Raw genomic sequence first — 14,657 nt, 5'->3', positions numbered from 1 at the left:
CATAATTCTAGCAATTTTATAAATAAATATAACACATTATATCATAATGTGTTATACCAAACAAAAATGCATCCTACTATATAAGGTTAATCTGGCTCATAGTGAGAATAACGTGATATGTTTAATAACATTCCTACTGCCACCATCGTCAATAAGAGAGAAGAGCCTCCATAGCTTAAGAAAGGCAAGGTAATCCCTGTCACTGGCAACGTTCCCGATACTACAGCAATATTAATCAGAGCTTGAATTCCAATCATGGCAACAATTCCAATCGCTAGCAGTTTTCCAAACAGATCGGGACATCTGTTAGAAATTGTAATTCCACGTAACACAAAGAATAAATAAAGACTTAGAATAACAAGCACGCCGACTAATCCCAACTCTTCAGCTGTAATTGAAAAAATAAAATCTGTATGCGCCTCAGGAAGGTAGTGATATTTCTGGATACTCTTGCCGAAGCCATTTCCAAACACCCCACCATTTCCAATAGCATAGAGTGATTGAATCAACTGATATCCTGACCCTAAGGGTTCTGCCCAAGGATCTTTAAATGAAGTAATTCGTTGCCAACGATACGGTGAGGTTCTAGCAAATATAAAGAAAATGACAGAGCAAACCAAACCTAACCCAAAGAGATGTTTGAATTGAGCGCCTGAGCAGAATATCATCACCATCGTAAAAAAGATAACCGACATCCCTGTCCCTAAATCGCGTTGTAGCAAAATAAGCATAAAAAAGATTGCCACAACGACCAATGGAGGAATCAGACCACGACTAAAATTGTTGATGTGTTCCTGCTTCTTAGAGTAGATAGAGGCTAAATAAATAATAATACCCAGCTTCACAAATTCTGAGGGCTGTATCTTAGTAAACCCTAAATCCAACCAGCGCTGTGCTCCATTCACAGTAGATCCCAATCCTGTAAGAACCAGAACCATCAAGATAAACAGGGTAAGTATAATCAAAGGCGTTAGCTTTTTGTAAACTGTATATGGAATATTCATTACCATAATCATCGCAATAATTCCTGCAATTGCCCAAACGACCTGTCGTTTGAAAAAAAATGAACTGTCATTAAATTTGTCATATGCAGCAATTTGGCTTGAACTATATATCATGACTAAGCCAATCCCTAGTAAAAGAAGGCTTATGACCATGATCATAAAATCTGGTTGTCCCTTTCTCAGTTGAAAATCTTTATCCATGTTGCCATCCTTCTTTCCCAACATTCTTACCCAATAATAATTCTTGACGACTTCTTTAATCTCCTGCTAAAAATATAAATTTTTGAATTAATTTCCCTCTTTCTTGGAGAAGCTACTCTTTAGAGGTGAACATACGATGAACAGAGCCATTACCACAGCAATTTCTAGTATCACAATAGCTCAAATGCTTAAAGTTCCATTTAACCTAGTCAATTCAGATCATCTGGATTGGAGTCATCTGCTTACAGCAGGGGGAATGCCCAGCTCCCATTCAAGTGGCGTAACTGCTTTAGCCACCTATGTAGGACTAGACAAAGGCTGGGATTCAACTGAATTTGCCATTTCTACCATGCTTGGATTAATTGTCATGTATGATGCAGCTGGGATAAGAAGACATGCTGGTGAAACAGCTATACAGGTCAATGACCTAGACGAAGATGTTGAAAAATTAGCAGGTCATCATCCCGGAATCTATCACGTACGTAGAGAAAAAAAATTAAAGGAGCGCTTAGGTCACCAACCAATCGAGGTCTTTGCCGGTGCCCTCTTAGGTGTTGGGATTGGTTTAGTAAGCTATCTAACAAAGCCTAAGAGTAAAAAAAGATTCCTTATCTCTTCATTATTAAACTAAACACTTTTCTTGTAAAGCATCTATCTGACCTCTATAATAAAGTAACAAGAGCAAATGGGAGGATGGAGGTCTTACAGATGTACCCTGCTGAGTATTTAGAGTACCTGGTTTATTTTCATGCAGATCGAGATTATTTTGAATGTCATGAAATTCTTGAGGAATATTGGAAAGAACAGGGGATGAATAACCTAGTTTGGGTAGGCCTAATCCAGATCGCTGTTTCTCAATATCACTACCGCAGAGGAAATATGGCTGGAGCATATAAAATGCTGTATAGCGCCATTTCTCTACTAGAACAAAAACAAAATGAAGTAGAGCAGCTCGGCTTTCATGCTTCAGAATTGCTCACGCTACTCAATAAAAATCTACAATCAATGAACGACAACATGCCTTATCATAGCCTTCAGCTTCCTCTAAAGGAACCCGTTATAAAAGAATGTCAGAGCTTATGCTCACAAAGGGGAGTCATCTGGGGAACGACCAGCGATTTATCAAATGAGTTTCTATTACATAAGCATACATTAAGAGATCGTAGTGATGTCGTGCAAGAAAGAAGCAAACAAGCCCAACTAAAAAAACGTTCATGAAACAGAAGCAGAATAAACAAAAGGAGCCCCCGTAAAGGCTCCTTTTGCTATGGCTAAAATCCTTGTCACTTATTCATATCTGTTCTTTCCCCAGCCAAATATTTAATCCTCCATTGTAGACAAATCGCCTGTAGGGAGATCTAACTCCCATGCTTTCAAGACACGCCTCATTATTTTTCCACTACGTGTTTTAGGAAGCTTATCCTTGAATTCAATCTCTCTGGGGGCAGCATGTGCTGCTAAACCTTGCTTGATAAATTGGCGAATTTCTTCTTTCAACTCGTCCGAAGGAGTATATCCCTCACGAAGAGCAATGAATGCCTTGATAATTTCTCCACGAACAGGATCTGGCTTTCCAATGACTCCCGCTTCCGCCACAGCCGGATGCTCCACGAGCTTACTCTCCACTTCAAAAGGTCCTACTCGCTCTCCTGCGGTCATAATCACATCATCAACACGACCTTGGAACCAAAAGTAACCATCTTCATCCTTATATGCCGAGTCTCCTGAAACATACCAACCTTCAATCGCAAAATATTCTTGATATTTCGAATCATTTTTCCATATCTTACGCATCATAGATGGCCATCCTGCTTTAATGGCTAAATTCCCCATCCGATTCGGTGGAAGGATATTGCTTGATTGTCAATAATATCAGCTACCACGCCAGGAAACGGTTTACCCATTGAGCCCGGTCTAATTTCCATACATGGATAGTTACAAATTAACATTGCACCTGTTTCTGTCATCCACCATGTATCATGAATACGCTTCTGAAAAACCTTCATTCCCCAGCGAATGACTTCTGGATTAAGTGGTTCCCCTACGCTTAGGACATGTCTTAGAGAGGAAAGATCCGCTTCCTCAACCACATGATCACCCGCCCCCATCAACATTCGAAAGGCTGTTGGAGCACTGTACCATACAGAAACCTTGTATCTTTCAATCGTCTTATACCAATCCTGTGGACTAAATCTCCCACCACGAATGACGTTGGTAGCTCCATTTAACCAGGGACCAAAAATACCATACGATGTTCCTGTAACCCATCCCGGATCTGCCGTACACCAATAAATATCATCTTCTTGAAGGTCTAAAACCCACTTCGCCGTCTGGTAGTGCTGAACCATGGCATAATGTACATGGAGCACACCTTTAGGTTTTCCTGTTGAACCAGAGGTGTAATGCAGAATCAGTCCATCTTCCTTGTCCATCCACTCGATTTCCAGCTCTAGTGATGACGCTTTCATTTCCTTGTAAAAATCATAAAACGTAACCTGTGGATAGGAATCTCTTAACTGCTCTAATTGATCCAGTTGATTCGATATTAATACGATATGCTGGAGAGCAGGGAGTTCACTTATTGGAACACGTGGTAGTAATTCCGGGGTTGTAATGATCGCTACCGCTTCAGAGTTTTCCAAACGATCGCGAACAGCTCCTTCCATAAAGGCTTCAAATAGAGGACCTACAATCGCCCCTAACTTGACCGCCCCCAAAAGGCTGAAATAGAGCTCAGGCATCCTAGGCATAAAGATGAACACACGATCCCCTTTGTTGATCCCTATTTTCTTTAATAGGTTTCCTGCTTGATTTGTTTTTTCTTTCATTTCTGTAAATGTATATTTTTCATCGCGTACTGCATCACTATAGTAGAGAGCTACCTTATCCTTTCTCTCACCTTCAGCATGACGATCAATCGCTTCATACGCGATGTTTATTTTCCCTGTATTGTACCAGGTGAATTCGCGCTCCACATCACTCCAAGAAAAGGTCTGTCTTGTTTCCTCATAATTCTTTAGATTAAAATCATTACCAACACTAGCTAATTTTTCTGTTTTCACTCAACCACTCCTCTCCCTTGACAATATGTTCCTTCTACTTAAAAAAATTATAACAAAGTGTTAGATTTTTCTCAATTTTTTATCTTGACCTTTACCTTACAAATCAGGCAATTTAAGCTGCATCCTAGGTCATTTACCCTCAGATTTGAACCATTTAAGACAAATTCATGATATATTTGATATTTATCATCATGTATTTTCATTTTTTTTGCTATAATATTGAAGTACTGAAGGACCCAAGGAGGACTATAAAATGAAAATCTATCACTGCTCTGGTTTTGAATGTGAGAAGCAACTTCCCACAACACTAGAAGATCTCTTTAATCAGTCAGATGTGCTCTATGATATCGATGGTTCGGAAAAAAAACTGAATGTAACCTATGTCCGTTACTTCGATCAATATCTAAAAGAACAAGCGATTTATAATGAAGAGGAAACGGGAGTACCTTTTTACCATATCGCGGCACTCCTTATCTTGATGAAACATGGTGGGCAAATCGACGCAAGCAGACTTTATTATAACGACACTAAAGAATTTATGAATGCCTTTAATACACAAGATATTCCGGAAGCCATCTCTATTTTCAAATCGAAATAGACAGTTCCCAACTCTCATTAGGAAAGGCGACAATTATAAACGGCATTCAAGCGGTAGAGACAACGCTCCACCTAAAAGAGCCATTTTTCATGTCGCCTTTTTGACAATCTTATTTCGTCAGAACTTCTTGTATAAGATCAAAGGCCCAGTCGATTTCTTCTTGCTTGATAATGAGTGGAGGTGCCAAACGAATAATCGTTCCATGTGTTTCTTTACATAATAGACCCTTTTGTTTTAATTCCTCACAATATCCTCTGGCTGCTTCATGAAGCTCTATGCCAATAAATAATCCTCTTCCTCTTATTTCTTTGATAATTGGACTTTCAATTGTTTTTAATTTTTTCATGAAATAGGTTCCCATTTCTAGAGAACGTTCCACTAATTCTTCTTCTTTTAACACATCTAGTGACGCTATAGCCACTGCACACCCTAAGGGATTCCCACCAAATGTAGAACCATGAGAACCCGGATTGAAAACACCAAGTACTTCTTCATCTGCCGCCACAGCTGAAATCGGAAATACGCCTCCTCCTAGCGCTTTACCCATAATATATAAATCAGGTACGACCTCCTCCCAATCACAGGCAAAAGGTTTTCCCGTTCTTCCAAAACCCGTTTGAATTTCATCGGCAACCAATAAAATTTGATGTTCAGTGCAAAGCTTCCTAACCTCTTTCAAATACCCTTCTGGAGGTATAACAATACCTGCTTCTCCTTGTATTGGCTCTAGCATAATGGCAGCTGTATTAGGTGTAATCGCAGATTTTAGGGCTTCCACATCCCCATAGGCCACGAGTTTAAAGCCAGGTGTGAACGGGCCAAAGCCCTTTTTATATTCTTCTTCTGAGGAAAAGGAGGTAATGGTAATCGTTCTTCCATGAAAATTCCCTTCAAACACAATGATTTCAGCTTGATTTTCAGGTATTTTTTTCTGGTCATAAGCCCATCTGCGTACTGCTTTTATCGCAGTTTCAACTGCTTCAGCACCTGTGTTCATCGGTAAAATCATTTTTTTTCTAGTAAATTCGGACAGCTTCTCATAAAAATCCCCCAGTAGTTCATTATGAAAAGCTCTCGACGTTAAAGTAACCCGATCTGCCTGATCCTTAAGTGCTTGAATAATTTTAGGATGCCGATGACCTGGATTTAATGCTGAATAAGCACTAAGCATATCCAAATAACGATTTCCTTCTGGATCTTCCACCCAGACACCTTCTGCTGTTGAAATCACTATGGGTAAAGGGAGATAATTTTTCGCTCCAAATAATTCTGTTTTTGTGATAATCGCATTCGTTTTTGTCATCTTAGAATCGCCTCTCATCCGTAAGAATTTGCTTGTTCTACCCCTTACGTTTCCCTTTTTAGCTTCGAAAGAAACAAAAAGAATCATGCCAAAATAAAAAACCAACTCCACAATAATAAAGGAACTGGTTTACTTAAAATAGACTATTTTTCTTTCTTCTGATGAATTAATTTTAACAAAGGAAGTATTCTTGATAGCTCTTCTTTCGAAAGGCGCTGGCAAATTGTCAACGTTTCTTCAAGTAACTTCTCCCTTTCCGGATCTTGCACAGCTTGATTATTTTTTTTATGATTTTTTTGACTTTTCTCTTGCTCCTGTTTTTCCTCTTTTGGATTAGAGCTTGCCTCTAAGTCCTCGATCTCACTTAACGCAAGATTGTACACTTTCTTTTCGTCATCGTGATAAAACAAAATGAGCTGTTCTGAGGCACTATATTGTAATATGCGGCCATGAAGAACCTTACGACCAATTCCTTTTTCCAGTAAAGAGAGACGAATCAGTTGGCGACTTTGAATCCAAGATTCAATTTGTTGTATTAAATCATTCATTTTTTCATCTCTTCCTTTTCCATTTATTCCTTAGTGCCTGTAACAGTAGTTCTATGGCATGTTTATTTTGTAACCTTATTATACTTTTTCATTCATCAATTCTCTACAAATTTTTTATTAAAACATGATCCAGTATTATCCTATCCTAAATAAAAAAAGCCCCAAACGTAAGGAGCTATTTCTGTATATCTCTATTTATCAGTGGCGGCTGTATACGTTCAACCGACTCATATGCTTCATGAAGGCGTGCTAATTTCTTCTCCAGATCGGAAATGAGATTCTTTCCATTTACTTCTTCAATAAGTCCCAAACGTATCGCAAAGTCGATCTCCCTAGACAAACCAAACATTTGCGTGTCTAAAACTTCCTCATATAATGGGCATTGCGGCATCGTTAAATTATCCATCTGCACTTCAATCAGTTTCAATATTTTATTAGCGTCTGCCTGCAAAAGGGCATAAGCCTTATTCTTAATATCAGTTACTAAATCCGTTGACAATCAAATCACTCCAATCATCGTCCAATCTCCCTACACCTATAATACGTGTTCAAGCTAAAAAAAGCAAGGAATGACTAGATTCTAGGTGTTTAAAATATGCTTAAATTCCAGCGATCTGACATTGATTCTAGTAACTTAACTCCCGCAACACTATTTCCTTTATCATCAAGAGAAGGTCCTAATACGCCAATCCCCATCTTAGTTGGCACAGTTCCCAGAATTCCTCCTGACACACCGCTTTTGGCAGGAAAGCCTGCTTGGATCGCAAATTCACCCGATGCATTATACATTCCACAAGTAACCATAAAGGTCTTACAAATACGAGCGATCTTAGGCGGAATAAGGGTTTCTCCTGTTTCCACATCTTGTCCATTATTAGCGAATACAGCCCCAATATTGGCCAGATCAAGGCAATGAACCTCAATCGCGCAATGCTTAAAATAAAACTCTAGGATTTCCTCTATATCCCCTTCAAATACTTCATGCTCCCTCATAAAATAAGCTAGGGCTCTATTTAAGTCAGACGTCTTTGATTCTGATTCTGCCACCTTTTCGTTATAACTAATTTCTGAGTTTTTGCTTAATTTTCTTATAAACGTAAGGACACGTTCAAGCTTTTTTTCTACCTTATTTCCTCTAATCATCGAAGAAACGGCAATAGCTCCAGCATTAATCATTGGATTTAATGGTTTGTTAGGATGGATCGTTTCTAGTTTAACAATAGAGTTAAACGGATCTCCTGTTGGCTCCATCCCCACTCTTTTAAACACATACTCTTCACCATGATCCATTAAGGCAAGGGCTAAAGTTAGAACCTTAGAGATACTTTGCATTGTAAAAGGAACTCTAACATCCCCCGCCTCTACAATCTCTCCCGATAGCAAACGGATGCTGACACCTAAATGCTTGGGATTTGACTTTGCTAATTCGGGAATATATGTAGCTACTTTCCCAAGATTAGCATCTTGTCGATGGTTGTTTATTAATTCTTCTAACTCCTGCTGAAAGACTGTACTTGAATCAGCTGAATTTACTATTAGCTTTGACACCCTTATCCCTCCAGTGAACTTATGTAACCACTATTATCTTTTTTTTAGCTTAACACATCGATCTATTTCTTACTACCACTCAACTGTATAAGTGACCCATCGCCCAATCATTTGACAATAAGCACGGCTATAAAATTCAGTTAGATCTGAATCACTGAAGTAAAAACACGCTTTTTTCTTCCTCTTCAGCGTGTCTTTAAGCACAGCATACCCTAAGAGGGTTGCTATTCCTTTTTTCCGTTCACTCTCCCTCACATATAATCCTCCTAATAAACGATAGGATGGTGATTCCTTCAAGGACATGATACACCCTACAATCCGAGAATGATTTCGGTTAGCTGTATCCTCTTCTACTAGCAGAATTCTATGTTTAACAGAAAGCGAAGAAATAAGTGACTCGTCAATATGCCGATGTACAGAAGAGCTCTTAAGAAACTGTATTAACAATGGGTAATCAAGAAATGAAGAGAATCTAACCCTGTACTGCGGAGGAACTTCTTGTATATCTTGTACCACTTGTTCAGTCTGAGGAGTTTGAATGGCAAATTGAGCTTCTTCAACTTTAGTCACCCTGCCTTGCAGACGAGATACAATAGCCTCCACAATTTCCTTTTTTCCATGTGAAATAAAATAGGGAAAGCGTTGTTGTAAAAAAGAATATAGAGGAGAATCATGTTCTGGTGCAACGGGGTAAACAAAGTGCAAAAGCTGGCGATGATGGTAGATAAGTCCTTTTATTTGATGATGATGAAGCTCTACAAACCATTCATGCTCATGATTCGATGCGCCAAAAGTAAGATAGGCCTCATAAGCGATTAAATGCCAAGGCTCTTCTTGTTTAATAAAATGTTTAATTACTTCAGGTTGGAACAAGCCATTCAAAGGAAGAATCATTCGGCTCATCATACCTCTCCTTTCTATCACTTAATGTTTAAATATATATTTTACTATCTATATATGCCTAGAACTCGACAAACGAAACCATTAGGAGTAAAATAACAATAGTGCGTAAAAAATGAGCAATGTTACATACTACCAGTAAGGGGGTTCAGACATGAATATTTTTATTTTATCTTGCGTTGCCATCACATTACTTTGCCTCTACGGTTTGATCAGAACTCTTTCTGTTAAAAATTTCTTTGGGGCAGGGTTTTCACTTATCTCGTTGGCAGTTTTCGGCTGGTTTACAGTGATGTCTCTAATAGAGGCTTTTACTACAACTTAGCACTTTAAGACAAATAAGACCTGTTTACATGACTTTTCATCCATGAAAGCTCACGTAAACAGGTTTTGTCATTTCTACTGATCTAAAAAAAAGAATCTCCCGAATAAGTGAAGGCTCCTTCGACTACACTAAAGATGATTTTTTCATCATTTTGGTCAAAGGAGCTTTAATACTGCATATGAATATAGATATAGATATGAAAGATATTCTTATCTTGGTGGGAAGAATTATCACGATTTTTCCTCTCTTATTGATCATGGCACTATTTATGGGAAAAAGAGCGATTGGGGAGCTTCCTGTCTTTGATTTTCTAATTATTGTTTCCCTTGCTGCAGTAGCCGGAGCTGATATTGCAGACCCTAAAATTGGTCATGTTCATACTGCCATAGCGATCGTTCTCATCGGCATCTTTCAGAGAGTCATATCAAAGTGGGCTATCCAATATCGATGGTTTGGAAAACTGATTACTTTCGAGCCTACCCTTGTGATCAGAAATGGACAATTCTTAATCAAAAACATGAAAAAAATTCGTTATTCTCTTGATAATCTCCTGCAAATGCTCAGAGAAAATGGGGTCTTTGATGTAAGAGATGTCGAACTGGCTATTATTGAAGCTAATGGGAAGCTAACTGTGCAACAAAAGAAGGAAAAAGAAGTTGTTACGAACGAAGACATGGGCATTACTAAAAAAAGTGCGCTTTTTTCTTTTCCTGTCATCGTTGAAGGAAGGATCTATCAGGAGGTTTTAGACAAATTAAAATTAGATGAAGCATGGCTGCTACAGCAAATGAAGGAGCAAGGTATTCATCACACACAGGAGGTGTTCTTTGCTTCACTAACAGAAAACCGTGAACTGCACATCTCTTTAAAGACAGAAAAAGATATCAGGATACCTCCTATTCTTCATTAACATCATGTGCTACTGAAAGGAGTAAAACAATGTCCTTTTGTCCTGTATGCAACGGATTCTCTTCTGTGGAAGTAAAATGTCCTAAATGTCAAACTATGATGACTGACTCCGGAAAGTTATCTGACTATTTCGGTGATTATAGTCCGTATCGAGAAATAGAGCATCTTAATATGACCAATGGTATTGTGGATGTTGCTGAACATCAATGCACACACATAGCCTATTGTTCAAATTGCGGTTATGATCAAATGGTCTCAATTAACGAGTTGAATAATCCTTAAATACAAGGGATAGAAAACGAGTTTGAAAGTGCTTTCATTTTCGTTTATGATGGAAGTAATCCAATATGAAAAGGGGTGCTACATATCATGTTAAAAGAAAGAATTCAATTAACAGAGGAACTGTTAATTGAAACGTATCCATTTTCAGAATACATTACCTGTGTTGAAGTTTTTCTAAATGGTCAATCTTTTAATGCCTTTTGCTCAGACAATGAGATTGTACAAGAGTGGAAAGAAAATCCGGATATGTTAGTGGAATTATGTAAAAATCACATGTTGCAGCAGCCCAAGAAGCCATCCTCTGTATCCCCCTCCCAAGCCAACCGGATTCAACTCCCTGATGGCTTAGAGGTAGAGTCCTATTCATTTTCCGAAGATATTTATTGTATGAATGTGTATCAGCATGGTGCACTTGCCACCTCCTTTTGTTCCGATCGTCATTCGATCGATGAGTGGAAAGAAGATCAAGATTCTTTGTACACCTTCGTCAATACGATACTAAAAAAGTAACAATAGTAGACACAAGCCTAGCCATTGGGTATGATCGAATAAACGAACATACCTAATGGCTTTTCATTATTCTAAGAAGTTCGAATCAGGAGGCACTAGTTTCATGCAAAAAAAAGTAAGTATCTTTCTCTTTTATAGTTTTATTGCTTTTCTTATCTATACCTATCAAGGGGCGATATTGAGTTGGATTGAGAATGCAACTCTTTCACTGATTCCTATTACAATGACCATCGCTACCTTAATGTCATTATTCCCCATTATCCCTTATCCTTTTGTGGGAGCTGTCATTGGTGCATCCTATGGACTTATTATTGGAGGAGTTATTACATGGTTTGGGTCCACAGCTGCCTCCTTATTGATGTTTTTGATTGTACGTTATGGATATCAGGATTGGGGAGTCAAAGTACTTCATAGATATAAAGCGTTAAGCCAGGTTACGACGCTGTTTGAAAAGAATGCTTTCCTAACTATTTTATTTGCTAGAGTGATTCCCTTTATTCCATCCATTGTCATTAATACTTATGCGGCATTGAGCCGCATCCGATTGCTTCCTTACATGCTTGCCTCTGCTCTTGGAAAGGTGCCGGCTATGCTATTATTTGCGCTAGTAGGAGCTCAATGGATGAATGACCCTTTCTCCATCTTATATATTCTGTTGTTCTATGCCCTATTTCTTTTAGTCGTCTATTTCTTATATCAAATATGGACAAGACGTACTCGTCGTATCGAAACCTAGATCAATCTGAGCAAGGCAAGACACCAAGAAAAAACCTTAGGAGAAACTCCTAAGGTTTTGATACGTGTTCTTATTTAAAATAAGGAAGCCTTATCTTATAACTTAACAACGTTTGAAGCTTGAGGACCACGATCGCCTTCAACGATTTCGAACTCAACGCGTTGTCCTTCTTCTAAAGTTTTGAAGCCTTCAGATTGAATAGCGCTGAAGTGTACGAATACATCGTTTCCGCCTTCAACTTCGATAAATCCAAATCCTTTTTCAGCATTAAACCATTTTACTGTACCTTGATGCATCTTAAAACAACCTCCTAATATACCGGCCCTGTGGCCTGAAAAAATAATATTACTTCCAAAGATTAGATTCAGGAGATATAAAAAAGTCGTAACCTAGAGGGACTTCATAAAAACTTGAAAGTCTCCAGACTTGGTACGACTTACAAATCCAACTCATCCATCTTTTTCAGTAAACAGATAAATAATAAGGAAATCCTTAATATTTACTTTAATATTAGCACTAGCGGAAATGAATGTCAAATGCTTTACGGATTTTTTTGTAGATAGATTATGACAAAATACTACATATCAAAACAGAAATATGTCTAACTTTGACGCTTTTTATTGCTCAACCACCGCAACAAGCTCTGGCGTGATATCAAATGATATTCTACAACCAATCTCGATGTCCTGATCAATCGGTGCATATAAGATTATGGATTCAAATGTATGGGAATCCGTTGTGACTTTCAACTGTAGTTCTTGGTATTCTCCTCCATAAATAACCTTCTCTACTTCCCCGTTATAACGTCCTTGCTCAACAATTTTACATCCTTCTGGACGAATCGATACCGTTACATCGGTCAGAGAGCCTACTGTCTGATGAGGCAAACAAACCTTCCCAATGTGCGTATCGACATGTTTTAGATCAGCCGATAACTGACCAGAGAGTAAATTGGTTTTCCCTACAAACTGAGCAACGAAGCAATTTTTAGGACAGCGATACATCTCTCGAGGTGAGGCAATTTGTTGAATCACACCTTGATTCATGACCACAACTCGATCAGAAATAGCAAACGCATCTTTTTGATCATGCGTTACTATAATGGCTGTTGTACAGGCTTTGCGTAAAATGTCCATGACGTCTACTCTCATTTTCTCACGAAGTCCTGCATCTAAATTACTAAACGGCTCATCCATCAAGACGACATGTGGACGAGGAGCCAGTGCTCGCGCTAAAGCTACACGCTGTTGCTGTCCACCAGATAGCTGATGAGGATAACGATCTCCGAAATCTGCTAATCCTACTAACTCAAGAACCTCCTGCACCCTCTGCTTCTTTTCACTATTCTTCCACTTCGATAAACCAAAGGCCACATTCTTGGCAATTGTAAGATGAGGAAATAGAGCATAATCTTGAAATACCATACCTATTCCTCTTTTTTCAGGAGGAAGAAAAGAAAACATATCATATACTAATTGATCTCCAATTTGAATGCTCCCTACTGAAGGCTGTTCAAATCCAGCGATCATTCTTAAAGTTGTTGTTTTACCACATCCACTAGGACCTAGCAAGGTGATGATTTCTCCCTGTTCAATCTCTAACTCAAATCGATCAACAGCAGGTTGAAGCTGATCAGTAAAATGTTTAGTTAGTTGATGTATTTTAATGAACGCCATGTCATCCTCCTACGCTTTATCTAAGTCACTAAGGAAATAATTTGATCTAAATTAGAATGATTCTAATATAATTGATAATGATTTTCATTACTCTTAGTATAGTATACCTAGGCGAATGACGTCAATCATTTTTAAAATTGCTCGACCCCATTCAATAGAACATGTTCAAATTCTGTAGGGTTTAATGGACGGCGAATAAAAAAGCCCTGCATTTTATTTGTCGCTTTCGATTTCAAATATAAATAATCTGATTTGGATTCGACTCCCTCAGCGATTACTTCCATATTCAGCTGTTCAGCTAAATGGATCATGGCTGTGGTGATGGCAGCATTTTCCGTCTTATGATGAATATCCTTGACGAAAGAACGATCTATTTTTAATGTGTTCACTCGATATTTTTTTAAGTAAGAAAGAGAAGCAAATCCTGTCCCAAAATCGTCGATTGAAATATGAATTCCCATCTGTTTAAATTGCTCAATCATCTCGATGACAGCTTCTTCATCTTGAATGATGGTGCTTTCGGTAATTTCGATTTCCAACCAGTTTGGTTCCATGTCGATCTCTTTTAAAATTTGTTGGACACTTCGAAAAAGGTGATGATACATAAATTGTCGAGCTGAAAAATTTACGGCAATTCTGATAGGAGGGTATCCCTTCTCCTGCCAATATTTATTTTGCCTGCAAGCCTCCGTTAAGACCCATTCTCCAATTGGTAAAATCAAACCCGTTTCCTCAGCAATAGGGATAAATTCACTAGGACTGATCAATCCCAACTCTGGATGCTTCCATCGAATCAACGCTTCACCAGAAACGATTTTTCCTGTCTGGACATCAATAATTGGCTGGTAGTACAAGACAAACTCTTTATTTTGAAGTGCACGGTACATATCATTTTCCAAGCGGAGCTTTTCATAATTTTTTTGATCCATTTTTGAATGATAATAGGCAAATTGATTTTTTCCTTTTGCTTTGGCAGCCATCTTTGCCCTGTCTGCATTTTTCAGTAAGGTTTCTGCATCAAATCCATCTATGCCATAAAGTGCAATTCCAAACTA

Annotated in this window: 16 protein-coding genes and 1 pseudogene; 7 read left to right on the top strand and 10 right to left on the bottom strand. The window is 38.3% G+C overall.

Going from position 1 to position 14,657, the window contains the following annotated elements; all coding sequences use genetic code 11:
• Positions 1-86: 86 nt before the first annotated feature.
• Positions 87-1,205 carry a putative lipid II flippase FtsW gene (ftsW, locus tag JCM10596_RS17800; protein ID WP_025028291.1) on the bottom strand — a complete coding sequence of 373 codons (1,119 nt, stop codon included), beginning with the start codon at positions 1,203-1,205 and terminating at the stop codon, positions 87-89.
• Between the two features lie 136 nt (positions 1,206-1,341).
• Here ftsW and JCM10596_RS17795 point away from each other — a divergent pair, with 136 nt between their 5' ends.
• The gene (locus tag JCM10596_RS17795) at positions 1,342-1,836 is read left to right on the top strand and encodes a divergent PAP2 family protein (RefSeq protein ID WP_025028290.1); all 495 of its coding nucleotides are present in this window, start codon (positions 1,342-1,344) and stop codon (positions 1,834-1,836) included.
• Positions 1,837-1,898: 62 nt separating this feature from the next.
• Positions 1,899-2,423 (top strand): DUF309 domain-containing protein, encoded by a 525-nt coding sequence (locus JCM10596_RS17790; RefSeq protein WP_234410554.1) that lies wholly within the window; start codon positions 1,899-1,901, stop codon positions 2,421-2,423.
• A gap of 102 nt (positions 2,424-2,525) precedes the next feature.
• Here JCM10596_RS17790 and acsA read toward each other — a convergent pair.
• Positions 2,526-4,267, bottom strand: a pseudogene (acsA, locus tag JCM10596_RS26280) (acetate--CoA ligase).
• A gap of 253 nt (positions 4,268-4,520) precedes the next feature.
• On the opposite strand from acsA, the gene JCM10596_RS17780 reads away from it, so the two are divergent.
• Positions 4,521-4,865: a hypothetical protein gene (locus JCM10596_RS17780; RefSeq protein ID WP_025028288.1), complete on the top strand. Its 345-nt coding sequence runs from the start codon at positions 4,521-4,523 to the stop codon at positions 4,863-4,865.
• Positions 4,866-4,974: 109 nt separating this feature from the next.
• Here the strand turns inward: JCM10596_RS17780 and JCM10596_RS17775 are convergent, their stop codons facing one another.
• From JCM10596_RS17775 to JCM10596_RS17755, 5 genes are all read right to left on the bottom strand, one after another.
• Entirely contained in the window at positions 4,975-6,168 is a 1,194-nt protein-coding gene (locus JCM10596_RS17775; protein ID WP_025028287.1) for an ornithine--oxo-acid transaminase, read from the bottom strand.
• A 143-nt stretch (positions 6,169-6,311) separates the two neighbouring features.
• Positions 6,312-6,716, bottom strand: a complete 405-nt coding sequence (locus tag JCM10596_RS17770) for a hypothetical protein (protein ID WP_025028286.1) — start codon at positions 6,714-6,716, stop codon at positions 6,312-6,314.
• Between the two features lie 175 nt (positions 6,717-6,891).
• Positions 6,892-7,215: an Fpa/YlaN family protein gene (locus JCM10596_RS17765; protein WP_025028285.1), complete on the bottom strand. Its 324-nt coding sequence runs from the start codon at positions 7,213-7,215 to the stop codon at positions 6,892-6,894.
• A gap of 89 nt (positions 7,216-7,304) precedes the next feature.
• A complete protein-coding gene (gene glsA, locus JCM10596_RS17760; RefSeq protein WP_025028284.1) occupies positions 7,305-8,264 on the bottom strand; it encodes a glutaminase A in 960 nt (319 codons plus the stop codon).
• Between the two features lie 72 nt (positions 8,265-8,336).
• Entirely contained in the window at positions 8,337-9,167 is an 831-nt protein-coding gene (locus JCM10596_RS17755; RefSeq protein ID WP_025028283.1) for a GNAT family N-acetyltransferase, read from the bottom strand.
• Between the two features lie 151 nt (positions 9,168-9,318).
• Between JCM10596_RS17755 and JCM10596_RS28885 the strand changes: the two genes are divergently transcribed.
• The 4 genes from JCM10596_RS28885 (at position 9,319) to JCM10596_RS17730 (ending at position 11,926) form a co-directional block, all read left to right on the top strand.
• The gene (locus JCM10596_RS28885; protein WP_081792096.1) at positions 9,319-9,489 is read left to right on the top strand and encodes a DUF2759 family protein; all 171 of its coding nucleotides are present in this window, start codon (positions 9,319-9,321) and stop codon (positions 9,487-9,489) included.
• Between the two features lie 178 nt (positions 9,490-9,667).
• Complete coding sequence (locus tag JCM10596_RS17745; protein ID WP_234410553.1) at positions 9,668-10,399, top strand: DUF421 domain-containing protein; 732 nt, start codon at positions 9,668-9,670, stop codon at positions 10,397-10,399.
• Between the two features lie 368 nt (positions 10,400-10,767).
• The gene (locus JCM10596_RS17735; protein ID WP_025028280.1) at positions 10,768-11,190 is read left to right on the top strand and encodes a hypothetical protein; all 423 of its coding nucleotides are present in this window, start codon (positions 10,768-10,770) and stop codon (positions 11,188-11,190) included.
• 103 nt (positions 11,191-11,293) lie between these two features.
• Positions 11,294-11,926 (top strand): TVP38/TMEM64 family protein, encoded by a 633-nt coding sequence (locus tag JCM10596_RS17730; RefSeq protein WP_025028279.1) that lies wholly within the window; start codon positions 11,294-11,296, stop codon positions 11,924-11,926.
• A gap of 95 nt (positions 11,927-12,021) precedes the next feature.
• On the opposite strand, the gene JCM10596_RS17725 is transcribed toward JCM10596_RS17730, so the two are convergent.
• The 3 genes from JCM10596_RS17725 to JCM10596_RS17715 all read right to left on the bottom strand — a co-directional run bounded on the left by JCM10596_RS17725 (position 12,022) and on the right by JCM10596_RS17715 (position 14,582).
• Positions 12,022-12,222: a cold-shock protein gene (locus JCM10596_RS17725; protein ID WP_025028278.1), complete on the bottom strand. Its 201-nt coding sequence runs from the start codon at positions 12,220-12,222 to the stop codon at positions 12,022-12,024.
• Positions 12,223-12,543: 321 nt separating this feature from the next.
• A complete protein-coding gene (locus JCM10596_RS17720; RefSeq protein WP_025028277.1) occupies positions 12,544-13,602 on the bottom strand; it encodes an ABC transporter ATP-binding protein in 1,059 nt (352 codons plus the stop codon).
• A 131-nt stretch (positions 13,603-13,733) separates the two neighbouring features.
• On the bottom strand, positions 13,734-14,582 hold the full coding sequence (locus tag JCM10596_RS17715; RefSeq protein WP_025028276.1) for a putative bifunctional diguanylate cyclase/phosphodiesterase: 849 nt from the start codon (positions 14,580-14,582) through the stop codon (positions 13,734-13,736).
• Positions 14,583-14,657: the final 75 nt, after the last annotated feature.

The organism is Caldalkalibacillus mannanilyticus JCM 10596 (assembly GCF_000615945.1).
Taxonomy (GTDB): Bacteria; Bacillota; Bacilli; order Caldalkalibacillales; family JCM-10596; genus Bacillus_AT; species Bacillus_AT mannanilyticus.
This window is presented reverse-complemented; position numbering and strand designations above follow the sequence as displayed.

Bases quoted from the DNA above. Each gene is read 5' to 3' on its own strand.
- ftsW (WP_025028291.1), bottom strand. From the start codon at position 1,205: ATGGATAAAGATTTTCAACTGAGAAAGGGACAACCAGATTTTATGATC.
- JCM10596_RS17795 (WP_025028290.1), top strand. From the start codon at position 1,342: ATGAACAGAGCCATTACCACAGCAATTTCTAGTATCACAATAGCTCAA.
- JCM10596_RS17790 (WP_234410554.1), top strand. From the start codon at position 1,899: ATGGAGGTCTTACAGATGTACCCTGCTGAGTATTTAGAGTACCTGGTT.
- JCM10596_RS17780 (WP_025028288.1), top strand. From the start codon at position 4,521: ATGAAAATCTATCACTGCTCTGGTTTTGAATGTGAGAAGCAACTTCCC.
- JCM10596_RS17775 (WP_025028287.1), bottom strand. From the start codon at position 6,168: ATGACAAAAACGAATGCGATTATCACAAAAACAGAATTATTTGGAGCG.
- JCM10596_RS17770 (WP_025028286.1), bottom strand. From the start codon at position 6,716: ATGAATGATTTAATACAACAAATTGAATCTTGGATTCAAAGTCGCCAA.
- JCM10596_RS17755 (WP_025028283.1), bottom strand. From the start codon at position 9,167: ATGAGCCGAATGATTCTTCCTTTGAATGGCTTGTTCCAACCTGAAGTA.
- JCM10596_RS28885 (WP_081792096.1), top strand. From the start codon at position 9,319: ATGAATATTTTTATTTTATCTTGCGTTGCCATCACATTACTTTGCCTC.
- JCM10596_RS17745 (WP_234410553.1), top strand. From the start codon at position 9,668: ATGAATATAGATATAGATATGAAAGATATTCTTATCTTGGTGGGAAGA.
- JCM10596_RS17735 (WP_025028280.1), top strand. From the start codon at position 10,768: ATGTTAAAAGAAAGAATTCAATTAACAGAGGAACTGTTAATTGAAACG.
- JCM10596_RS17730 (WP_025028279.1), top strand. From the start codon at position 11,294: ATGCAAAAAAAAGTAAGTATCTTTCTCTTTTATAGTTTTATTGCTTTT.
- JCM10596_RS17725 (WP_025028278.1), bottom strand. From the start codon at position 12,222: ATGCATCAAGGTACAGTAAAATGGTTTAATGCTGAAAAAGGATTTGGA.
- JCM10596_RS17720 (WP_025028277.1), bottom strand. From the start codon at position 13,602: ATGGCGTTCATTAAAATACATCAACTAACTAAACATTTTACTGATCAG.
- JCM10596_RS17715 (WP_025028276.1), bottom strand. From the start codon at position 14,582: ATGGCTGCCAAAGCAAAAGGAAAAAATCAATTTGCCTATTATCATTCA.